Origin of the sequence: Pelomonas baiyunensis (assembly GCF_043555935.1) — a bacterium.
Taxonomy (GTDB): Bacteria; Pseudomonadota; Gammaproteobacteria; order Burkholderiales; family Burkholderiaceae_C; genus Pelomonas; species Pelomonas baiyunensis.
The window spans coordinates 56,871-79,169 of the sequence record NZ_JBIGIB010000008.1; the positions used below are offsets into that span (position 1 = coordinate 56,871).

Consider the following 22,299-nt stretch of genomic DNA (forward strand, 5'->3'; position numbering starts at 1 on the left):
TGGCGACCCCCTCGGCCCCAGGCTGACCCAACGTCTTGCTTTTGTAGAGGGCGCGATTACAGCCGCCATTGCCGCGCTGTGGAGCCCGTGTCTGCACCCAGCGGCGTGACTTGCCGCACGGCGGCGGCGGCCTTGTGAAGGCCCGGGGCCGGTGCGTGGCCCCGTTGAGCTCTGCGCCGCTCAGCCCCGCTTGGCCAGCACCGCCCGCGCCACGCGCGACACCGGCTCGCGACCCAGCACGCCGGAGATGAAGGCGCCAGCGTCCACGAGCCGGTCCAGATCAATGCCGGTTTCAATGCCCAGGCCGTTCAGCAGGAACACCACGTCCTCCGTCGCCACGTTGCCCGTCGCGCCCTTGGCATAGGGGCAGCCGCCCAGGCCCGCCACGCTGGCGTGGAAGCTGTGCACGCCCACCTCCAGGCTGGCGTACAGGTTGGTCAGCGCCTGGCCGTAGGTGTCGTGGAAGTGGCCCGACACCTCGGCCGTGGGGAAGTGCTTCAGCGCCCGCTCCATGGCGGCTTGCACCTTGCGCGGCGTGCCCACGCCGATGGTGTCGGCAATGTCGATGGCGTCCACGCCCAACGCACGCAGCGGCTTCACGACGGCTTCCACCTGGTCCGCCGAGATCTCGCCCTCGTACGGGCAGCCCAGGGCGCAGGACAGCGCCGCCCGCACCTTCACGCCGGCCGCATGCGCGCCTTCGATGACCGGTGCGAAGCGCTCCAGGCTCTCGGCGATGGAGCAGTTGATGTTCTTCTGCGTGAAGGCCTCGCTGGCCGCGGTGAACACCAGGATCTCGTCGGGCCGGGATGCCAGCGCGGGCTCCAGGCCTTTGAGGTTGGGCACCAGCACGGAGTAGCGCACGCCGGGCTTGCGCGTGATGGCGGCCATCACGGCGGTGTTGTCGGCCATCTGCGGCACCCACTTCGGGCTCACGAAGCTGGTGACTTCAATTTCCTTCAGGCCGGCGTCCTGCAGCAGGGCGACGAGCTGCGCCTTGTGCTCAGTGGCCACGTTGGCCTTCTCGTTCTGCAGCCCGTCGCGCGGGCCGACGTCGAGGATCTTGACGTGCGAGGGGAGCGTCATGGTCATGATTCCAGCTTCAACAGCTCGGCGCCGTCGCTCACCTGGTCCCCCACGGCAAACAGCAGCTCGGCGACCTTGCCGTCGCGCGGCGACGAGATGGTGTGCTCCATCTTCATCGCCTCCATCACGGCCAGCGGTTGGCCCTTGGTGACGGTGTCGCCCGCTTTGGCGAGGAAGGCCACCAGCTTGCCCGGCATCGGGGCCGTGAGGCGGCCACCTTCGGCCGCGCCATCACCCGCATGGGCAATCACATCCACCTCGGTCAGCACGGCCGACCCCTCGGCGCCGAACACCGCCACGCGCTCGCCCTGGGCGTAGGTCTTCACGCGCACCCGGTCGGTGCCGAGGAAGAGTTCGTGCGTCTCGGCATCGCTGCTCTGCACGGCGAACTCGATGGCCTCGCCTTCAACCGTCAGCGTCATGCTGCCGCGGTGCTGGCGCGCCAGCAGCACTTCGTGGTGCGTGCCGCCGGCTTCCAGGTCGAAGCGGCGGGTGGCCGCGCCGAACAGGCGGAAGCCGTCGCGGGCGCTCCACGGGTCGGTGCCTTGGGTGGTGGCCTCCACGGCCAGCGTGTGCGCGACGACAGCAGCCGCGCTCACGCGCAGCGGCAGGCCGGGCTGGTCGAACAGCGCGGCGCGCTCGCGCTCGATGAGGCCGGTGTCCAGGTCGGCCCCGGCGAACGAGGCCGTGGCCGCGCAGCGGCGCAGGAAGGCGACGTTGGTGTGCAGGCCCACGATGTGCGTGTCGCGCAGCGCAGCGTCCAGCCGGGCCAGCGCCTGCGCGCGGTCCTCGCCCCAGACGATGAGCTTGGCGATCATCGAGTCGTAGAACGGGCTGATCGCGTCACCCTCGCGCACGCCGGCGTCGATCCGCACATCGCCCCGCTGGAACGCGACGTGGGCCGGCCAGCGCGCCACGTCCAGCGTGCCGGTGGCGGGCAGGAAGCCGCCGTCCGGGTTCTCGGCGCAGATGCGCGCCTCGATGGCGTGGCCATGCATCGTCAGCTCGTGTTGCTTCAGCGGCAGCGGCTGGCCCGCAGCCACGCGCAGCTGCCACTCCACCAGGTCTTGCCCGGTGATGGCTTCCGTCACCGGGTGCTCCACCTGCAGCCGGGTGTTCATCTCCATGAAGTAGAAGCGGCCATCTTGCTCGGCAATGAATTCCACCGTGCCCGCGCCCACGTAGCCGACGGCCTTGGCGGCCGCGACGGCGGCCTCGCCCATCTGCGCGCGGCGCTCGGGCGTCATGCCCGGCGCGGGGGCTTCTTCCAGCACCTTCTGGTGGCGGCGTTGCACCGAGCAGTCGCGCTCGAACAGGTACACGCAGTCGCCGTGCGTGTCACCAAACACCTGGATCTCGATGTGGCGGGGCTTCTGCACGTAGCGCTCGATCAGCACCGCGTCGTCGCCAAAGCTGTTGATGGCCTCGCGCTTGCAGGAGGCGAGTGCCGCGTCGAATTCGTCGGCGCTGAACACCGCACGCATGCCCTTGCCGCCGCCGCCCGCGCTGGCCTTGATGAGCACCGGGTAGCCGATGCGATCGGCTTCGCGCTTGAGCAGCGCGGGGGCTTGATCGGCGCCGTGGTAGCCCGGCACCAGCGGCACCTGGGCCGCTTCCATCAGCCGCTTGGATTCGGCCTTCAGGCCCATGGCCTGGATGGCGCTGGGCGGCGGGCCGATGAACACCACGCCCGCGTCGGCACAGGCCTGCGCAAACGCCTCGTTCTCGCTCAAGAAACCGTAGCCGGGGTGCACCGCCTGCGCGCCCGTGGCCTTGGCCGCGGCCAGGATGCGCTCCCACTGCAGGTAAGAGTCGCGCGGGGCCGGGCCGCCGATCAGCACGGCCTCGTCGCAGGCCTTCACGTGCTGCGCATTCGCGTCAGCCTCGGAGTAGACGGCGACCGTCTGGATGCCCAGGCGGCGGGCGGTGGCGGCCACGCGGCAGGCGATTTCGCCGCGGTTGGCGATCAGGATTTTCTTGAACATGGATGGTGTCTCCTCAAGGGGCCAGTCCCAGGCGCTCCAAGGCTTGTGGCCGCAGGCGCAGGACGTGATGAATGGGCAGGTCAGGAAACGGGGTGGGGCAGGTGACGGAAACCGTTGCGGCGGGGCCAACGTCCAGCGCCACCGGCAGACCTGCTGCGCAGGCGGAACTTGCAGCCTGCCAGGCGCCCACTGGGTCGCTGAACGGGGATATGCCCGCGATGCGGCCCACGCGCATGTCGCCCCGCAATTGATGACAGGAGGGGATGGACTCGATCCGAAAATGGTCTGCCTGGGTCCAGAAGCCCATGCGGCCGCAGTCGGCCGTCATCAGCGCGCCCATCAGCCCGCTCCCCAGCCGGCTGCGAACGGCCGAGGGCAGTTCCGTGCCGGCCACCAAATCTTGAATGTCCAGGACGTCGCGCCAGTCGCGTTGCAGTGCGCTGCTGAAGCCTTGTTGAGGGTCGAGCAACAGTCGGTGCATACGACCTGACTGGCCCGAATCGGCCCAGCGAGCGATCGCAGCGACGTCCACCGCAGCTTTGGTGTTTTGAAACAAACTGGCGGCCATGTCCACGGGCGCTGCGTCGCGGGGGCGGGTAGCTTGCGCCAGGAGCATCAACGTCTGGCCGCACGCGTAGGTGTCGTCATCGCGGTTGAAGCCGGTGGGTAACGTGGCAGACGCACGGTCGCTGCGCGCGAACAGGCAATTGTTCAGCGCCGTTTCCAGCGAGGCTTGCCAGCGGTCGGGGCTGTACAGCCCAGCCTCGCGCATCAACAGCCCGGCCATCCATTCGGCATGGCCTTCGTGGATCCACGGGCGGTCTGCATCGGTGCGGTAGATGCCGGTGTCCCACCAATGCGTTACTTCATGCGCGACAAAGCGCTGAACCTGTCCCGCGATATCGAATCCCTGCGGCACAGCAGGGTCGAACCGCAGGCTCATCATCCGGCCGGCGGTCACATCACCGCGAAACCCATGCAGGCCAGGGGCCGAACTGGTCACGGCCGTCCAGGGTCCAGCAGGGGCCACGCCATAGGCGCGTGCCAGCCGCGCCGTGTTACGTCGCAGTGCGTCGCGCACGGCACTTCTCACTGTCGCGTCCACAGCTTGATCGTGGATCAGGACGCCGCCCGGCAACTGTTCGATCTCGGCACTGCCAAGCCAGACGTATTCGTGCGAGCCGCTGGCATCGAAGCCAGCCTGGGTTTTCCCATCGTCCTGGGCGGCAAACGCGACCTGTTTGGCCGGCAGTACGCGGTCGATCGGCAGGCTCGAAACCTGGCCGGCCACCACAGTGCGAGCGCCCCGGTTCGCAACCCAGCGCCAGCGCACGGTATGGCCCGGCGGTACAGCGCTGAAAAAACCCAGGTAGGTCATCACGGCCGCACGGCCAGCCGGAAAGGCGGGCTCGTTGACGGCATAGCGATTCAACAGCCGTGGCGTGATTCGGAAGATGGCTGAGCGACAGCCGGCTGCGAGCATGACCGTGACACGCGGCTTCAAGGTCACGCTGGCGCAATGTCCCAAGGGCGCGGCCATCTCCGTCCAGACCGTGTGCATGACTTCCTGCTGATTGAACAGCGGCACCTCGCGAACGCCCGGTGGGGGCGTGTAGCTCACGAGCAATGAGCCGTCATCAGTCAACCGCTGCTCAATGAGCAGTTCACCCGCCGATGCCTGGGTGGTCAGTGCGAGCAGGAGAGATGCAATGGAGCCAGGCAGCTTTATCGACACAGGGGGACCTCCGGGATGTTGGCAACGCGGAGCGATCAGCCCGGCTTGCCTTCTTTCAGGCGCTTGCGCTGCGCCTCGTAGTCTTCGTAGCTTTGGCTGTTGGCCTTGCGGCAGGCCGTGCGGTCTTGGGCGCTGTAGGCGCGGTCGCACGAGTCCAGCGCGCGGTCTTGCGCGATGTCGTACAGCAAGCCGCAGCCGGACAGGCCTGCCGCAGCGAGCAGCAACAGCACGGCGGTCTTCATCTCAGTGGCGGCAGAGCTCGACCTTGGCCGCCTTCTCCGACGGCGTCAGGTCGGCCTCGGTCGAGCAGCGCATGCCCAGGCGGTCCAGCAGCGCGCGGTCCTTCTCGGCCTGGGGGTTGCTGGTGGTCAGCAGCTTGTCGCCGTAGAACATGGAGTTGGCACCGGCCAGGAAGCACAGCGCCTGCATGGTCTCGGGCATCTCTTCGCGGCCGGCACTCAGGCGCACCATGGCGCGCGGCATGGTGATGCGGGCCACGGCGATGGTGCGGATGAACTCCAGCGGGTGCAGCGGCGCGGTGCCGGCCAGCGGCGTGCCTTCCACCTGCACGAGGTTGTTGATGGGCACGCTCTCGGGATACGGGTCAAGGTTGGCCAGTTGCACCAGCAGGCCGGCGCGCTGGCGGCGGGTTTCACCCATGCCGACGATGCCGCCCGAGCACACCTTCATGCCCTGCTGACGCACGCGGTCCAGCGTGTCCAGGCGGTCTTGGTAGGTGCGGGTCGTGATGATCTGGCCGTAGAACTCGGGCGAGGTGTCGAGGTTGTGGTTGTAGTAGTCCAGCCCCGCTTCCTTCAGTTGCTCGGCCTGGCCGTCTTCCAGCATGCCGGCCGTCAGGCAGGTCTCCAGGCCGAGGGCCTTGACCTCGGAAATCATCTCGCCAATGGCTTCCAGGTGGCGGGCCTTGGGCGCGCGCCAGGCCGCCCCCATGCAAAAGCGCGTGGCGCCGTTCTGCTTGGCGGCGCGGGCGGCTTCCATCACCTCTTCCAGCGGAATCAGCTTCTCGGCCTTGAGGCCGGTGTCGAAGTGGGCCGACTGCGGGCAGTACTTGCAGTCTTCCTCGCAGCCGCCGGTCTTGATGGACAGCAGCGTGGAGAGCTGCACCGCGTTGGCGTCGAAGTGCTCGCGGTGCACCTGTTGCGCACGGAACAGCAGGTCGTTGAAGGGCAGCTCGAACAGCGCGGCCACCGCGTCCACCGTCCAGGGCGTGGCCTGGCGGCGGTCGGCGTCGGTGGTGGGGGTGAGGGTCTGGATCTGGTTCATGCGAGGGTCAGGCAAGAAGGGCGCCGAGCGCGGCGGGGTCGAGATGGGCCGCCGCAGCGGCGGGGTCTGCCGGCGCCGGAACGCGGGGCAGATGGCCCAGGCAAGGCGCCTGAAGGCCGAGTTGCAGAGCTTGCAGATTGTCGGTGACGTGGGGCTGACGGGCGTCCACCGTGTTGGCCACCCACGCGGCCAGACGCAGGCCGCGGGCGCGCACGGCCTCAGCCGTCAGCAAGGCGTGGTTGATGCAGCCCAGCCGCAGGCCCACGACCAGGATGACCGGCAGGCCCAGGTCCACGGCGAGGTCGGCCGTGTCCCAGCCGTCGGTCAGCGGCACGCGAAAGCCGCCCACGCCTTCCACCAGCGCGAGGTCACCCCACGCGGCCGTGGCACGGATGTCGGCCAGCAGCGCGTGGCGGTCGATGCGGCGGCCCTCCAGCCGCGCGGCGATGTGCGGCGCGCAGGGTTCGCGGAACTGCAGCGGGCCCACCTGCGCGTCGGTCAGGCCCAGCGCTTGCGCGGCGCGCAGCGTGGCCACGTCTTCGTTGACCCAGGCGCCGTCCACCAGCTCCTGACCGGCAGCCAGCGACTTGATGGGCGTGACCCGCCGGCCCTGTGCCGTGAAGGCGTGGGTGAGCGCGGCGGTGACGAAGGTCTTGCCGATTTCGGTGTCGGTGCCGGTGATGAAAAAGCCGTGGTTCATGCCGCCTCCAGCTCCTGCGCCGTGGCGCGCAGCGTGGCCAGCAGTTGGTCCACGTCGGCCTCGGTGTGCGTGCCGCACAGCGTGATGCGCAGGCGTGCGGTGCCGGCCGCCACCGTGGGCGGGCGGATGCCCGGCACGCGGATGCCGCCGGCCTCCAGCCGGGCGGCGGCCAGCATCACGTCGGCATTGCCGCCGACGATGAGGGGCTGGATGGGCGTGGTGGCCGGCGTGAGCGCCCAGCCCAGCGCGGGGTGGGCCTGGATCAGCGTCTCCAGCCCGGTGCGCAGGCGGGCTTGCAGCGCCACCAGGTTCGCGCGGCGGGCCTGGCCCACGGGGCCTTCGATCAGCGCCAGACTGGTCAGCAGCGCATGCTCGATGGCCGGCGGCGAGGCCGTGGAGAAGATGAAGTTGCGGGCGGCCTGCAGCAGGTACTCGGTGATGGTGGCGTGGGCCACCACAAAGGCGCCGGCCAGGCCGGCCGCCTTGCCCAACGTGCCGATGAGGATGAGGCGTTCGCTGTTCAGCCCGAAGTGCTCCAGCGTGCCCCGGCCTTGCGCACCCAGCACGCCGAAGCCGTGGGCGTCGTCCACCACCAGCCAGGCGTCGAACTCGCTCGCCAGCGCCAGCAGCTCGGGCACGGGGGCGAGGTCGCCGTCCATGCTGAACACGGCGTCCGTCACGATGAGCTTGACCTTGGCGGTGCTGGCCGCCAGCAGCGTGCGCAGGCCGGCCACGTCGGCATGGCCGTAGCGCGTGACGGTGGCCTTGGCCAGGCGCGCGGCGTCGATGAGGGAGGCGTGGTTCAGCTGCTCCGAGAAGATCTCGGTGTGCTCATCGCCCAGCGCCGTGACGACGGCCAGGTTGGCCATGTAGCCGGTGCAGAAGCTGATGGCGCGGGCCTGCGGGATGTGCGGCGCGTACCAGCGGGCCAGCGTGTCAGTCACCGCCTCGTGCGCGGCGCTGTGGCCGCTGACGAGGGGCGACGCGCCGGAGCCACCGCCCCACTTGCGCGCGCCTTCGGCGAGCGCGTCGGCCAGCGCAGGCTCGGCGGCCAGGCCCAGGTAGTCGTTGGCGCAGAACATCAGCAGCGGGCGGCCGTTGATGGTCTGGCGTGGGGCGGTGCCGGTGTCGGCGCGGCGCAGCGCGCGCTTGAGGCTCTGGGCCTCGATGGCGGCGAGCTTGGCGCTCAGGTGTTCAAGCAAGGACATCGTTCAAGGTCGCCGTCACGGCCTGGGCCAGGAAGGCCGCGGTCGCGTCGTCGATCAGGTAAGGGGGCATCAGGTAGACGGTGTTGCCGATCGGTCGGATCAGCAGCTCGTGTGCGCGGGCCTTCAGGTGGAAGGTCTCGGCGAAGCGCGCAGGAGCGTTCGGCACATCGAAGGCCAGGATCATGCCGCGTTGGCGCAGGTGGGCCACGCGTGGGGCCAGCGGCGCGAAGGCGCGCGCCAACGCTGAAGCCTGCGCGCGGGCGTTGTCCAGCAGGCCGGCGTCGAAGCGGTCCAGCACCGCGTTGGCGGCGGCGCAGGCCAGCGGGTTGCCGGTGTAGCTGTGCGAATGCAGGAAGCCGCGGGTGACGTCGTCGCTCCAGAAGGCGTTGAACACGTCATCCGTCGTCAGCACCAGCGACAACGCCATCGTGCCGCCGGTGATGCCTTTGCTCAGCAGGATGAAGTCGGGCCAGTCGGTGCCCACCTGTTCCCACGCAAAGAAGGTCCCGGTGCGGCCGCAGCCCACGGCGATCTCGTCGGCGATCAGGTGCACGCCGAACTCGCGTGTCATCTCGCGCAGGCCGCGCAGGTACTCGGGTGAGTACATCACCATGCCCGCCGCGCCCTGGATCAGCGGCTCGACGATGACGCAGGCGATCTGCGCGTGGCGCTCGGCCAGCAGCCTGCGCATCGCGGCCAGCGCCTCGGCTTCGTTGGCGAGGCGGCCGTCGGGCGAGGCCACGATGTGGGCGCGCATCAGCAGCGGGTCGTAGGCGTCGCGGAACACCTGCACGTCGGTCACGCTGAGCGCGCCCAGCGTTTCGCCGTGGTAGCTGTGCCGTAGGCACACGAACTCGCGCTTCTCGGGCTGGCCGAGGTTCTTCCAGCTGTGAAAGCTCTGCTTGAGGGCGATCTCCACCGCACTGGCTCCGTCGCTGCCGAAGAACACATGGCCCAGGGCGCCACCCGTGCGGGCCGACAGCCGCTCCGCCAGCCGCACGGCGGGCTCGTGCGTGCAGCCGGCCAGCATCACGTGGGGCAGGGTGTCCAGCTGCTGCTTGATCGCGTCGTGCAAGGCGCGGTCACTGTGGCCGAAGAGGTTGACCCACCAGGACGAGTTCGCGTCGAAGTAGCGGCGGCCGTCGGTGTCGATCAGCCACGGCCCCTCGCCCCGGGCGATGGGCAGCGGCGGCACATCGGCCAGGCGGGCCATCTGCGTGCAGGGGTGCCAGACGGCGGCACGGCTGCGTTGGGCGAGGTCGGGAGCGGTCATCGGAAAGACTCTCAAGCTCTTAGGGCAGGCGCGGCTTGAACTGCGGCACCGTGGCGTTGAACAGGGCGAGGGCGGCGGCACGGTCGGCACTGCACAGCATCAGGAAGTGCAGCAGTTTGCGAGGCGTGGCATAGCCCAGGTACAGCGCCACCTGCTGGCCGGGCAACTCGGCGGCGAAGGACAGTTCCAGCCCGGCCTCGCTGCGGTGCGGGCGCACCTGTTGCTGCAGCGTCTGCCACACGCCGGGCGTGGCCTCGTTCAACGCGGCCAGGCGTTGGGTGATGACTTCGTCGGCCAAGGCCTGCAGGTCGTCGGCACCGCTCTCGATGAAGTCCACCGCCACCACCAGCGCGGCGTCGTGCGCCGGGGCGTGGAAGGCCACGGTGTTGTCTTCGTCGGTGGCCTGGGCCTGCCAGGTGGGCGGCAGGTCCAGCGTGAACTCCGAATAGACGTGGCTCTGCGTCTGCACGGCGTCGGCCGGCGGGGTGAGCGAGACGCTGTAGCGGTAGAGCATGGCGTCAGCCCACCAGCCAGCCGGGCTTGCGCTTGCCCAGGAAGCTCTGCACGCCCTCGCGGCCCTCGGCGCTGGCGCGGATGTCGGCAATGCGGCGGGCGGTGTCGTCGCGCAGTGCGGGCGTGATCTCGCGGCCAGCCACGTCCTGCACCAGCCGCTTGCAGGCGCGCACGGCGGCCGGGCCGTTGGCGGCGATGGCCGCGGTGAGTTCGTCAACCTTGGCGTCCAGCGCGTCCGCCGTCACCAGCTCGTGCACCAGACCCAGTCGGTGGGCTTCGGCCGCGTTGAAGCGCTCGGCGGTGACGAAGTAGCGGCGCGAGGCTGGCTCGCCCAGGGCCTTGACGACGTAAGGGCCGATGGTGGCCGGCAGCAGGCCGAGCTTGGCTTCACTCAGGCAAAAGCCCACGGTGTCCACTGCCACCACGATGTCGGCGCAGGCCACCAGGCCCACGCCGCCGGCGTACACGTCGCCCTGCACGCGGGCAATGACGGGCAGCGGGCAGCTGTAAATCGCCCACAGCATGTCGGCCAGGCGGGTGGCGTCGGCGTGGTTTTCGTCCCAGCTGTAGCCGGCCATGGCTTGCATCCAGTTCAAGTCCGCCCCCGCGCAAAAGGCCTTGCCCTCCGCCGCCAGCACGATGGCGCGCAGGTCGGTGCGCGCGCCCAGCGCGGTGAAGGCGGCGGTGAGCTCAGCGATCAGGCCCTCGTTGAAGGCGTTGCGCACCTCGGGGCGGTTGAGGGTGACGCGGGCAATGCCGGCGTGTTCGGTGAGGGTGAGGGCAGACGTCATGGGTCAGTCTTGGAGATCGAAGCCCTGGCGGCGCAGGTAGTCGGCCACCACGGGTTGCCACACCTTGGGGAAGCGGCTAAACAGCGCGTGGCCGTCTTCACCGTGCGGCGGAAACTGCACGAATTCGGCGTTGCCGCCGGCCTCGCGGAAGCGGGCCACCCAATCGCGTGGGTGCCGGGGGCCGAAGAAGAGGTCGTTCTCTGTGTAAAGCCACAGCATGGGCACGCGGGCCGTCTTGCCATAGCTGGCGAACATGCGCGCCAGTTGAGCGCTGCTGCAAGGGTCGCCGGGGTGGGTCTTGGGGTCGCCCCCGCCGCCGCCGGCCACGTTGATGGCGGCGACCACGCCCGGAGGGTTGAGCGAGGCCAGCGTGACGGCGGTGGCGCCGCCGAAGGACTGGCCCATCAACACCGTGCGGTCCTTCCGTGTGTCGGGCCGGGCGTGCAGCATGCTGAGCAGTTGCAGGCTCTGGTCGGCGGCGGCCTGGTAGACGGGCGGGTACTGGCGGTTGTTGCAGCTGCCGGAGTCCTCCACGTCTTCCCCCCCGCTGACGCCGTAGCCGATGCGCGTGGGCACGGCTACGAGGAAGCCACGCTCGGCAAACCAGCGCGAGGCTTCAGAGAAGCGCGCACGTCCCATGGCGGCGCGCGCATCGGCCTCGGTGGCGCGGCCGTGGTTGAGCAGCAGGATGGGGTGAGGGCCGGGGCGGCTGTCGTCGGTGAAGACGGTGACGCGGATGGGCTGCTCGATCACCTTGCCCCACGCGTTGCGCGCCTTCACGGGCAGGTCGAATTGCTCTTCCACAAGCTTGGCGTGGGCGCTGGCGGTCAGCAGCAGGCCTAGGCTCAGTGACTGGCAGGCGTAAAGCAGGGGGCGGGTGGTCATGAGCGGGTGAGGGCGTCGCCGGCCGGGTCGCCGAGCGGTTTGCACATCAGCACGGAGCGGTAAGTCTTGCCGGCCCATTGCAGGGTGCCGACGTCGGCGTAGCCACGGCGAGCGTATCGCGCCCGCAGCGCCGCGGCCGGCTCGGCCGTGTCCAGGGCGATCTGTGCGAAGCCCTGGGCCCGTGCCCAGGTTTCCGCAGCGTCAATCAGCCGCTCGGCCAGGTGCTGGCCGCGCCAGTCGGGATGCACGCCGAGTTGCGACAGGATGGCCGTGCCGGGCGTGGTGTACAGCGCGGGCGATGGGTCGCCGATGTACGCCTCGCCCACCGGCTTCGGCCCGCGCACCGCCACCGTGCCCACCAGCCGGCCGTGCTGCTCGGCCACGAAGGCCTGCGCATCGGCCAGCCGCTGGCGCGTCACCTCCACCGGCTGATCCACCGCCGTGAAGTTCCAGCCCTGGGCGGCCAGGCTGGCGTAGGCAGCGTGCAGCAGACGGGTGAGGTCCTCGAGCGAGTCGCTCGGCTGCAGGGGGCGTATCACATGGGTCATGGTGCAACGCCCGCGCAGCTGTGCTCGGCATTCACGCGCGCTTGCAATGCCTTCCACGCTTCGAGCTCCGACGGGGCGGCGCTGTAGGCGGGCTGAAGTTGTTCGGCGCCCGGCAGCGCGGGCTTCTGGCGCATGAGCTGCCGGCAGATAGCGCTCGCGGCTCTATGGGCCCGCGCTGAGCGATCGTTCGTGGGCTGCGGTTCGCTGGGTAGATGCAACTCCTGGACCACTTCGGGCACCGTGGATTGCAGCGCGGCGCTTGCCGAGGTCAGCCGGAAGCCCGCCAGCGGCAGCAGGGCGAACGCCAGCAGATCCGCGTCCCGCTCTTGTGCGTCGAACTCTCGCGGCGTGTCGGCGCGGGGTTGCGGGAACATAAGGCGCTGGCCCATCTGCATCAAATCGGCTGCGGTGCCGGTGACGCCCAGGGCCGCCGTCGCGGCGTTCACGCCTGGCTGCATGCGCAGCGCTTCGTGCCCGAGAACATGGTGCGCCAAGCGGTGAGCCACCAGGAACGCCGCTTCGTCGGCGCTGATGTCTCCCCGAGCGTGAGCAGCCGCCGCGCGCTCGGCCATCAGCGCGCCGCCGGGCTTGCGGGTGACGGAGTCGCCTTTCACGATGGATGCGCCGCAGCGCCGACTGGGGTTGTCTGCCGAGGCGTTGAAGCCGCGCGGACACCAGATCGAGCCCGCCAACAGCACGCGATCGTGGATGCTCTCGAACGACGCCGGCTCCTCGGCGTGGGCGGCGGCGTGCAGGGCAAGCGCCAGCAGAGCGGCGGGCACGACTCGGGCGGAACGTGGCATGTCAGTGCAGGGTCACATCCGGAACACGCCGAACTTCGTTTCCGGGATCGGCGCGTTCAGCGAGGCGGAGAGGCCCAGGGCCAGCACGCGGCGGGTGTCGGCGGGGTCGATGACGCCGTCGTCCCACAGGCGGGCGCTGGCGTAGTACGGGTGACCCTGGTCTTCGTACTGCTGGCGCAGCGGGGCCTTGAAGGCTTCTTCCTCGTCAGCGCTCCAGGTGCCGCCCTTGGCTTCGATGGCGTCGCGGCGCAGGGTGCTCAGCACGCTGGCGGCCTGCTCGCCGCCCATCACCGAGATGCGCGCGTTGGGCCACATCCACAGGAAGCGCGGGCTGTAGGCGCGGCCGCACATGCCGTAGTTTCCGGCGCCAAAGCTGCCGCCGATGATGACCGTGAACTTGGGCACCTGGGCGCAGGCCACGGCCGTCACCATCTTGGCGCCGGCGCGGGCAATGCCTTCGTTCTCGTACTTGCGGCCCACCATGAAGCCGGTGATGTTCTGCAGGAAGACCAGCGGGATCTTGCGCTGGCAGCACAGCTCGATGAAGTGCGCGCCCTTGTTGGCACTCTCGGCAAACAGGATGCCGTTGTTGGCGACGATGCCCACCGGCATGCCCTCGATGTGCGCGAAGCCGCAGACCAGCGTCGTGCCGTAGCGGGACTTGAACTCATCGAACTCGCTGCCGTCGACGACGCGAGCGATGACTTCGCGCACGTCAAACGGCTTGCGGGTGTCGGTCGGGATCACGCCGTGCAGCTCGGCGGGGTCGAAGGCCGGGGCCTTGGGCGCCTGCACGGCCAGCGGGTGGGTTTTGGTCCAGTTCAGCCGTGCGACGGAGTTGCGAGCGAGGGCCAGCGCGTGGGTGTCGTTGTTGGCGAGGTGGTCGGCCACGCCCGACAGGCGCGTGTGCACGTCGCCGCCGCCGAGGTCTTCGGCCGTGACGACCTCGCCGGTGGCGGCCTTCACCAGCGGCGGGCCGCCCAGGAAGATGGTGCCCTGGTTCTTCACGATGATGGTTTCATCGCTCATGGCCGGCACGTAGGCGCCGCCTGCGGTGCAGGAGCCCATCACCACGGCGATTTGCGGAATGCCCTGGGCGCTGAGGTTGGCCTGGTTGAAGAAGATGCGGCCGAAGTGGTCGCGGTCGGGGAAGACTTCGTCTTGGTTGGGCAGGTTGGCGCCCCCGCTGTCCACGAGGTAGATGCAGGGCAGGCGGTTCTGGTCGGCAATTTCCTGCGCGCGCAGGTGCTTTTTGACCGTGATGGGGTAGTAGGTGCCGCCCTTGACGGTGGCGTCGTTGCACACGATGACGCACTCCACGCCCGACACGCGGCCAATGCCGGCGATCACGCCGCCGCCCGGGGCGGCGTTGTCGTAGAGGTTCAGCCCGGCCAGCGGCGCGATTTCCAGGAAGGGCGTGCCCGGGTCCAGCAGCATTTCCACCCGGTCGCGCGGCAGCAGCTTGCCGCGGGCGGTGTGCTTGGCGCGCGCGGCCTCACCGCCGCCTTGCGCGATCTGCGCGAGCTTGGCGTTGAGGTCGTCGATCAGGCCGCGCATGGCGTCGGCGTTGGCCTTGAAATCGGCCGAGCGGGGGTTGAGCTGGGTGGTGAGCGCGGGCATGGAGTCTCCCGGAGGGTTCCGCTTAAGCGGAACTCAACTTGTGATGGATTGGCCTTGTGAGCCGTTCGGGGTGCGCCAGAATAATTGAGGGCGGACCCGGATGCAATGCCGACTTGAGCTTGACTCAAGAATTGCGCAGAATGCGCGCACCATGCCCACGCCCACCGCCTCCGTGCCCCAGCGCCGCGCACCCGCCGGCCCCAAGGCCGAGCAGCGCGTGCGCGACATCCTGCGCGTGGGCCGCGAGGTGTTTGCCGAGCGCGGCTACGAACGCGCCACCACCACCGAGGTGGCCCAGCGGCTGGGCGTGTCCGAGGCCACGGTGTTCACCTACTTCCGCAGCAAGCGGGAGTTGTGCGTGCGGGTCATCCAGGACTGGTACGACGAAATCATTGCCACCATCGAGGCCGGCCTGCCGCGCCAGGCGTCGGTGCGGGATCAGCTGGAGTTCGTGGTGCTCACGCACCTGCGGCTCTTCCTGATTCAAGGCACGGGCTTGTGCGCGCTGGTGCTGTCTGAGGGCCGCAAGGATGCCGGGCACGGCGTGCAAGACCTGGGAGAAAGCTTTGTGGCCCTGCAGCGCCGCTACACCGCGCCGCTGATGGACCTGCTGGCCCGCGGCCAGGAGGCCGGCGAGGTGCGGCGCGACATTCCGCTGCGGCTGCTGCGCTCGCTGGTGTTCGGCCCCATGGAGCACATGCTGTGGGAGGTGGTGATCACCGGCCGGCAGATCGACGTGGAAGCCAGCGCCCGCGACCTGGTGGCCCTGCTGTGGCCGGCGCTGCAGGCGCCCGATGAAGAACTGCTGCGCCTGCGCCGCCTGCGCACGCAGATGCTGAGCGCGCTGGCCAGCGCCTGACTCGCCCCGCGGCAGCCCCCGCCGCTCCGAACTGGGTCTAGGATCCTGCCGACAACAGGGAGAACCACACCATGCGCCGCGCCATCCTGGGCTGGGTTGCTTGCGTGCTGCTGGCCACCGGGCCGGTGGGCGCGCAGACGTCCGCACGCACTGCACCACGAGTTGATCCACGGGCTGACCCGCCCACGGCCGCCCCCGATGCGGACTGGGCCTACCGCATCCAGCCCGGTGACACGCTCATCAGCCTGACCGAGGCCTGGCTGGCCCCGCCCCGCCAATGGCGCGACCTGCAAAAGCTCAACCGCGTGCCCGACCCGCTGCGCCTCAAGCCCGGCAGCACGCTGCGCATGCCCGTGGCCTGGCTGCGCCGCGAGGCCAGCGTGGCCGAGGCGACGTTTGCGCGCGGGGCGGTGAGCCTGCAACGCGGCGGCGCGACCGAGCCACTCACGGCTGGCGCCACGCTGCGCAGTGGTGACCGCATCCGCACGGGCACGCAGAGCAGCGCCAGCCTGCGCTTTGCCGATGGCTCGCGCCTGCTCGTGCCGCCCGACAGCGATGTCACGCTGGACCAGTTGCTGGTGCTGGGGCGTGGGGCAATTCCTGCCGTGCGCATTGGCATCCAGCAAGGCGGGGCGGACAGCCGCGTCGTGCCCAACGCGCAGCGCGTGCCCTTGTATGAGGTGCGCACGCCGCACGTGAACCTGGGCGTGCGCGGCACCGAGTTCCGCGTGCAGACGGCCGGCGGCCAAAGCCGCATGCAGGTGCTCAGCGGTGCGGTGCAGGCCGATGGCCTGACGGCACCCGTGGCGGCGGGCCAGGGCCTGCTGGCCGACGGCGCGGCGCGCAGCGTGGGCGCACTGCTGCCGGCGCCCGACTTGGCCGCCCTGCCGCGCGTGGCCGAGCGTCTGCCGCTGCAGCTGGCCTGGGCGGCGTCGCCCGCCGGGGCGGTGGGCTGGCGCGCCCAGCTGTATGCCGCGGGCAGTGACGACCAATTGCTGCTCGACGCCCGGGTGACCGAGCCCCGCGTGAACTGGGGCGAGGCCCGCGAGCTGGCCGATGGCGACTACCGCCTGCGCCTGCGCGCCATCGACGCGCGCGGCCAGGAAGGCGCCGCCGCCGATGCCGACGTCCGCCTGCAGGCCCGGCCGGAGCCGCCGTTCATCCAGGGGCCACCGCCCAACGCCGTCATCTACAGCGCCAGCAGTTCGGCCTTGGTGAGCTGGACGATCAACACAGCCGCGCCACGCGCACGCCTGCAGGTGGCGCGCGACGCGGGCTTCAAAGACCTGGTGCTCGACGCCCCCCCGCAAGACGGCAACGGCGCGAAGCTCGACCTGCCCTACGGTGAGTACCACTGGCGAATCGCCGCGGTGGAGCCCAGCGGTCGCGCCGGGCCGTTTAGCGACGGGCAGCGCTTCTTCCTCGTGCCGCCGCCGCCAGCACCGCCGCCGGCCGAGCCCGAGGTCAGCGGTGACCAGCTCAAGCTGCGCTGGCGTGCGGACGCGGGCGTCACCCGCTACGAGCTGGAGTGGAGCCCGGTCGACACCTTCGACGGCGCCGCTGTGCAGCGCTTCTCCACCGACAAGCCCGAGCTGACCCTGCCCAAGCCTTCGCCTGGCACCTACTTCCTGCGGGCCAAGGCCTTCAACGCTGCCGGCGCGCCCAGCCCGTGGGGGCAGACGCAGAAGATCGAGCAGCCCTACCCGCGCTGGCTGTGGCTGCTGCCCTTGCTGGTGGTGCCGCTGCTTTGAGGCGCTGGCCTTGGCTGGCCCTGCCGGCAGCGCTGCTGCTGTGGGCCGCGCTCGCGCTGACCGGCCTGCAGGCACGGCTGGACCGCACCGCGGCCGACCTGCTGACCCGCATCTCGGCGCCGGCAGCGCCGGAGGCTGCGACCGCCAGCGCGGTGGTGGACCTGGACGACGCCTCGCTGCGCGCCCTGCGCGAGCCCTTGGGCGAGTGGCCGTACTCGCGCGAGGTGTACGCGCTGATGCTGGACTACCTGGGCCGGGCCGGCGCTCGGCTGGTGGTGCTGGACATCGTGCTGGCGGGGCCGCGCGAGGGCGATGCCCGCTTGGCCGAGGCGCTGCGCCGCGGCCCCCCGGTGGTGCTGGCCGCGGCCGGCTTGCGTCCGCAGCCCGGGTTGGAGCTGGCGCCCGCCAGCGAGGCCGAGTCGCGTGCGCTGGGCCGGTTGGGTGGGGCCGATGGGCCGGGCGTGGCCTGGAGCGCGCTCACCGCGCCGGCCGACCCGCTGCTCGACGCGCTGACCGCGCCCGGCAGCCTGGGCGTGATCTCGGCGCCGCTGGACGACGACGGCCGGCTGCGCCGTGTGCCCTTGCTGCACCGCGTGCAGGGCCGCACCGTGCCCAGCCTGGCCCTGGCCGCGCGCTTGCGGGCTGACGGCGCGGCCGCCTGGCGCGTAGAGGCCGACGACGGGGTGCTGACCGTGGGCGCCCGACGCTGGCCGGTGGACGCCCAAGCGCGCGCCTGGCTGGCCTGGCCGGCCGACGGCGGCCCGGGGCCGCGCGTGAGTGGCCAGCGCTTGATGCGGGCCGCGCTGGGCATGGTGGATGACCCCGAACTGGCCGCCCAGCTGGCCGGGCGCGCGGTGTTTGTGGGCAGCAGCGCCTTCTTTGCCGATGCGGTGATGACGCCGCAAGGGCCCCTCGGCGGCACGGTGTTGAACGCAGCCGTGTTCGACGCCTTGGGCGCCACGCCTGCGCCCGTGCGGCGCGACACAGGCGGTGCGGTGGCTTTGGCGGCGGTGCTGACCCTGCTGTGGGGCGCGTGGCCGCTGGTGTGGCGGCGCACCGCGGCGGCTGCGGCGGTGTCGCTGGCGGGGCTGGTGTTGGGCGCGTGGGCCGCGTGGGCGATGGGCTGGGTGGTGTCGCCCTGGCCCGGCGTGTACGTGCTGGGCTGGGCGCTGGCGCTCACGGCCATGGCGCGGGTGCGGCAGGCGCAGGCGCGAGAGCGCGAACTCCACCGTGAGCGGGAGCTGGCCGAGGCCCGCAGCCGCGCCAAGACCGACCTCTTGGCCCAGGTGAGCCACGAGATGCGCACGCCCATGAACGCGGTGCTGGGCTTCTCGGACATCCTGGCCCGCTCACCCTTGCGCCCGGAGCAGGCGCACCACGTGGAGGTGCTGGGGCACGCCGGGCGCCAGGTGTTCGCACTCATCAACGACTTGCTGGACAACGCCCGCATCGAAAGCGGCCGCCTCACGCTGGCCTCGCACCCGTTCAACCTCGTGGACCTGGTGGAGCTGCAGCTGGAGCTGCTGCGGGAGCGGGCGCAGAGCCAGGGCCTGTGGCTGCGCGTGTTTGCGCGCACCGAGGCCACCGGCTGGGTGCTGGGGGATGCGCAACGCGTGGCGCAGATCGTCACCAACCTCGTGGGCAACGCGCTGAAGTTCACCGCGCGCGGCGGCGTGACGGTGGAGTTGGCGCGTGAAACCGGGGCTGACGGGCAGCCGGGTCAGGTGTGCCTGAGCGTGCAGGACACCGGCATGGGCATCCCGGCCGACCGGCTGGCGCACATCTTCGAGCCCTTCGAGCAGGCCGACGCGAGCATTGCCCAGCGTTTTGGCGGCACGGGGCTGGGCCTGGCCATCACGCGCAGCCTCGCGCAGCTGATGGGCGGTGACATTCGCGTGAGCAGCCGCGAGGGCGAGGGCAGCCGCTTCGAGGTGCGGCTGGACCTCCCCGACGCCCGTCCCCCGCAGGACGACCGCCTGGCCCCGCGCGCCGAAAGCGTGGCGCCGCAGCGCAGCCTGAACTTGCTGCTGGCGGAGGACAACGACGTCAACGTGCTGGTGATCGAGGGCATGCTCGCGCCGCTGGGCCACCGCATCACCCGCGTGGTCAACGGCGCGCAGGCGCTGCAGGCGCTGCGCAGCGGTGATTTCGACCTGGTGCTGATGGACATGCTGATGCCCGAGGTGGATGGCCTGACCGCCACCCGCCAGTGGCGCGCAGAAGAATCGGCCCAGGGGCGGGTGCGCACGCCCATCGTGGCGCTCACGGCCCACGCGTTCGACGCCGACGTGCAGCAGTCGCTGCAGGCAGGCTGTGACGCCCACCTGACCAAACCCATCAGCCTGGCGGCGTTGCTGCAGGCCTTGGCCCGGTATGCGCGTGCCGGCTGAGCGGTCGGCGCCGCAGCTGTCGCGCCCGCAAGTGAACCCGCACTCCACCCCGCGCGTGTACCCGCGCGTGAAACGCCGACGAATGCCCGAGTGAAACACAGGGACGATGCCGCGGGCTAGAGTCATCGGCTTCCCACCCAAGGAGGACTCCCGATGATCAACATGACCGTCAACGGTCGCGCGGTGGCGCTGGACGCCGACCCCGACATGCCCCTGCTGTGGGCTGTGCGCGAAGAACTCAAGCTCACCGGGTCCAAGTTCGGGTGCGGTGCGGCGCAATGCGGGGCCTGCACCATGCACGTGGCCGGCAGCCCGGTGCGCAGCTGCATGACGCCGATTTCGTCGGTGCAAGGCCCCGTCACCACGATTGAAGGCCTGGCCAACGACAAGGTCGGGCAAGCGGTGCAGGCCGCGTGGGTGGCCCACGACGTGGCCCAGTGCGGCTACTGCCAGAGCGGCCAGGTGATGAGCGCCGTGGCCCTGCTGAAGGGCAACAAGAAGCCCACCGACGCCCAGATCGACGCGGCCATGGCCGGCAACATCTGCCGCTGCGGCACCTACACCCGCATCCGCGCCGCCATCCACGCCGCGGCCGCCCAGCTCGCTTGAGGACACCGACCATGCTCAACCCTCGCCTCATCGACCAGGCGGTCACCGCCGCTGCCGGCGCGGCTGCGCACGGCCTGTCCCGCCGCAGCTTCGTCACCGCCACCGTGGGCGGCGCCGTGGGCCTGGCCCTGCTGCCGGGCGCGGTGCGCGCCCAGGCCGGCGCCAAGCCGGGCTCCAAGCCCACCGAGCAGCCGCTGGCCTTCGTCAGCATCGCCAAGGACGGCACCACCACCATCCTGTGCAACCGCATGGACATGGGCCAAGGCATTGAGACCGGCCTGGCCATGGTCTGCGCCGAGGAGCTGGACGCCGACTGGAGCCGCGTGCGCACCGGCTTCGGCGACCAACAAGCCAAGTACGTGGACCCGCTGTTCGGCATCCACCTCACTGGCGGCTCCAACTCCATCAAAAACAGCTACCAGCAATACCGTGAGCTGGGCGCGCGCACCAAGGCCATGCTGCTGACGGCCGCCGCCCAGGCCTGGGGCGTGCCGGTGGCGCAGCTGAAGGCTGAGAACGGTGTCATCAGCGGCGCCGGCAAGACGGCCGGTTATGGCGAGTTCTTCGATGCCGCGATGGCGTTGCCCGTGCCGGAAGCCGTCACGCTGAAGGACCCCAAGACCTTCAAGCGCATCGGCCAGCCCACGACGCTGACCGTCTCCAAGGCCAAGAGCACCGGCACCCAGGCCTATGGCATGGACGTGGACCTGCCGGGCATGGCGGTGGCCGTCATCCAGCGCCCGCCGGTGTTCAACGGCAAGGTCGGCAAGCTGGACGCCGCCGAGGCGCTGAAGGTCAAGGGCGTGAAGGCCGTGCTGCCGGTGACGCTGGACCGCGGCGGCCAAGGCGTGGCTGTGGTGGCCAACGGCTACTGGGCGGCCAAGAAGGGCCGCGACGCACTGAAGGTGGACTGGGACCTGGCCGGCGTGGCCAAGCCCGACACCGCCGCCCTCACGCAGCAGTACCTGGCCCTGGCCAAGACGCCGGGAACGCCCGCGCCCAAGCCGGAGTTCCAGGCCGACGCGAGCGGCTGGGCGAAGGCGCCCAAGAAGATCACGGCCGACTTCGTCTTCCCCTACCTGAACCACGCGCAGATGGAGCCGCTGGCCTGCACGGTGGACCTGAAGGCCGACCGCTGCGACCTGTACTACGCCGCGCAGATGCCGGGCATCGACGCGATGAGCGTCGCCGCCACCGTGGGCTTGAAGCCGGAGCAGGTGCAAATCCATGTGCAGATGGCCGGCGGCGGCTTCGGCCGCCGGGCCACGCCGGCCAGCGAGTACCCGCGCGAGGCCGCTGCCGTGGCCGTGGCGCTGGCCAAGGCCGGCCAGCCCATGCCGGTGAAGGTGATCTGGAGCCGCGAGGACGATCTCAAGGCCGGCTACTACCGGCCCATGACCGTGCACCGCGCCGAGATCGGCTTCGACGCCACCGGCAAGATCGCCGGTTGGCAGCACCGCATCGTGAGCCAGAGCATCCTGAAGGGTTCGCCGCTGGAAGGCTTCGGCTACCAGAAGGGCGTGGACGGCACCACCACCGAGGGCATGCGCGACCCGTACGACATCCCCATGAACCTCAGCGTGCACCACCCCGAGGTGAACGTGCCGGTGCTGTGGTGGCGTTCGGTGGGCGCCACGCACACCGCGTACGTGATGGAGACGCTGCTCGACGAGATCGCGTTCACCACCAAGCAAGACCCGGTGGCCTACCGCTTCAAGCTGATGGAGGGCAACGCCAAGGCCGAGCGCCATCGCCTGGCCCTGCAGGCGGCCGTGGACAAGAGCGGCTATGGCAAGCGCAAGCTCAAACCCGGCCAGGCCTGGGGCGTGGCGGTGCACGAGAGCTTCGAGTCCGTCGTGGCCTACGTGGTGGTGGCCAGCCTCAAGGGCAAGGGCAAAGACCGCCAGCCGGTGCTGGAGGAAGTGCACGCCGGCGTGCACTGCAACCTGTGCGTGAACCCCAAGGCGGTGGAGACGCAGGTGCAGGGCGCGGCCATCATGGCGCTGGGCACCACGATGCCCACGCACCGCGTGACGTTCAAGCAGGGCGTGGTGGAGCAGAACAACTTCTACGACATGGCCATGCCGCGCATCACCGAGGCGCCCAAGGTCATGACGGTCAGCATCGTGCCCAGCAATGATCCGCCCAAGGGCATGGGCGAGCCCGGCTTGCCGGCGCTGGCCCCGGCGCTGGCCAACGCGGTGGCGCGCCTGACCGGCCAGCGCCAGCGCGAGCTGCCGTTCCGCTTCGCCTGACGCC

At 70.4% G+C, this 22,299-nt stretch carries 19 protein-coding genes; 5 read left to right on the forward strand and 14 right to left on the reverse strand.

What is annotated here, in order from left to right:
* Positions 1-180: 180 nt before the first annotated feature.
* The 14 genes from ACG01O_RS21660 to ACG01O_RS21725 are packed head-to-tail and all read right to left on the reverse strand — an operon-like array spanning position 181 to position 14,431.
* Positions 181-1,092, reverse strand: coding sequence for a hydroxymethylglutaryl-CoA lyase (locus tag ACG01O_RS21660; protein WP_394387632.1), 912 nt, complete (start codon positions 1,090-1,092; stop codon positions 181-183).
* Positions 1,089-3,071, reverse strand: coding sequence for an ATP-binding protein (locus tag ACG01O_RS21665; protein ID WP_394387634.1), 1,983 nt, complete (start codon positions 3,069-3,071; stop codon positions 1,089-1,091). Before ACG01O_RS21665 ends, ACG01O_RS21660 begins: the two co-directional genes overlap by 4 nt.
* A gap of 13 nt (positions 3,072-3,084) precedes the next feature.
* On the reverse strand, positions 3,085-4,806 hold the full coding sequence (locus tag ACG01O_RS21670; RefSeq protein WP_394387636.1) for a cupredoxin domain-containing protein: 1,722 nt from the start codon (positions 4,804-4,806) through the stop codon (positions 3,085-3,087).
* A 35-nt stretch (positions 4,807-4,841) separates the two neighbouring features.
* Entirely contained in the window at positions 4,842-5,048 is a 207-nt protein-coding gene (locus ACG01O_RS21675) for a hypothetical protein (RefSeq protein WP_394387638.1), read from the reverse strand.
* A 1-nt stretch (position 5,049) separates the two neighbouring features.
* Entirely contained in the window at positions 5,050-6,090 is a 1,041-nt protein-coding gene (gene bioB, locus ACG01O_RS21680) for a biotin synthase BioB (RefSeq protein WP_394387640.1), read from the reverse strand.
* Between the two features lie 7 nt (positions 6,091-6,097).
* The gene (gene bioD, locus ACG01O_RS21685; protein WP_394387641.1) at positions 6,098-6,790 is read right to left on the reverse strand and encodes a dethiobiotin synthase; all 693 of its coding nucleotides are present in this window, start codon (positions 6,788-6,790) and stop codon (positions 6,098-6,100) included.
* A complete protein-coding gene (locus tag ACG01O_RS21690; RefSeq protein ID WP_394387643.1) occupies positions 6,787-7,998 on the reverse strand; it encodes an aminotransferase class I/II-fold pyridoxal phosphate-dependent enzyme in 1,212 nt (403 codons plus the stop codon). Before ACG01O_RS21690 ends, bioD begins: the two co-directional genes overlap by 4 nt.
* Entirely contained in the window at positions 7,985-9,271 is a 1,287-nt protein-coding gene (bioA, locus tag ACG01O_RS21695; protein WP_394387644.1) for an adenosylmethionine--8-amino-7-oxononanoate transaminase, read from the reverse strand. The genes ACG01O_RS21690 and bioA overlap by 14 nt, the downstream gene beginning before the upstream one ends.
* Positions 9,272-9,290: 19 nt before the next feature.
* Positions 9,291-9,785: a hypothetical protein gene (locus ACG01O_RS21700; RefSeq protein WP_394387646.1), complete on the reverse strand. Its 495-nt coding sequence runs from the start codon at positions 9,783-9,785 to the stop codon at positions 9,291-9,293.
* A 4-nt stretch (positions 9,786-9,789) separates the two neighbouring features.
* The gene (locus ACG01O_RS21705; RefSeq protein ID WP_394387648.1) at positions 9,790-10,575 is read right to left on the reverse strand and encodes an enoyl-CoA hydratase/isomerase family protein; all 786 of its coding nucleotides are present in this window, start codon (positions 10,573-10,575) and stop codon (positions 9,790-9,792) included.
* Between the two features lie 3 nt (positions 10,576-10,578).
* Complete coding sequence (locus ACG01O_RS21710; protein WP_394387650.1) at positions 10,579-11,460, reverse strand: alpha/beta hydrolase family protein; 882 nt, start codon at positions 11,458-11,460, stop codon at positions 10,579-10,581.
* A complete protein-coding gene (locus ACG01O_RS21715; RefSeq protein ID WP_394387652.1) occupies positions 11,457-12,008 on the reverse strand; it encodes a GNAT family N-acetyltransferase in 552 nt (183 codons plus the stop codon). The genes ACG01O_RS21710 and ACG01O_RS21715 overlap by 4 nt, the downstream gene beginning before the upstream one ends.
* A complete protein-coding gene (locus ACG01O_RS21720; protein WP_394387654.1) occupies positions 12,005-12,790 on the reverse strand; it encodes a hypothetical protein in 786 nt (261 codons plus the stop codon). The genes ACG01O_RS21715 and ACG01O_RS21720 overlap by 4 nt, the downstream gene beginning before the upstream one ends.
* A gap of 33 nt (positions 12,791-12,823) precedes the next feature.
* Positions 12,824-14,431 carry a carboxyl transferase domain-containing protein gene (locus ACG01O_RS21725; RefSeq protein ID WP_394387656.1) on the reverse strand — a complete coding sequence of 536 codons (1,608 nt, stop codon included), beginning with the start codon at positions 14,429-14,431 and terminating at the stop codon, positions 12,824-12,826.
* Positions 14,432-14,582: 151 nt separating this feature from the next.
* On the opposite strand from ACG01O_RS21725, the gene ACG01O_RS21730 reads away from it, so the two are divergent.
* The 5 genes from ACG01O_RS21730 to ACG01O_RS21750 all read left to right on the forward strand — a co-directional run bounded on the left by ACG01O_RS21730 (position 14,583) and on the right by ACG01O_RS21750 (position 22,295).
* A complete protein-coding gene (locus ACG01O_RS21730; protein WP_394387658.1) occupies positions 14,583-15,290 on the forward strand; it encodes a TetR/AcrR family transcriptional regulator in 708 nt (235 codons plus the stop codon).
* Between the two features lie 71 nt (positions 15,291-15,361).
* Positions 15,362-17,041, forward strand: a complete 1,680-nt coding sequence (locus ACG01O_RS21735; protein WP_394387660.1) for a FecR domain-containing protein — start codon at positions 15,362-15,364, stop codon at positions 17,039-17,041.
* Positions 17,038-19,431: a hybrid sensor histidine kinase/response regulator gene (locus tag ACG01O_RS21740; RefSeq protein ID WP_394387661.1), complete on the forward strand. Its 2,394-nt coding sequence runs from the start codon at positions 17,038-17,040 to the stop codon at positions 19,429-19,431. Before ACG01O_RS21735 ends, ACG01O_RS21740 begins: the two co-directional genes overlap by 4 nt.
* 153 nt (positions 19,432-19,584) lie before the next feature.
* Entirely contained in the window at positions 19,585-20,040 is a 456-nt protein-coding gene (locus ACG01O_RS21745; RefSeq protein WP_394387663.1) for a (2Fe-2S)-binding protein, read from the forward strand.
* Positions 20,041-20,051: 11 nt separating this feature from the next.
* Complete coding sequence (locus tag ACG01O_RS21750) at positions 20,052-22,295, forward strand: xanthine dehydrogenase family protein molybdopterin-binding subunit (RefSeq protein WP_394387665.1); 2,244 nt, start codon at positions 20,052-20,054, stop codon at positions 22,293-22,295.
* Positions 22,296-22,299 lie beyond the last annotated feature (4 nt).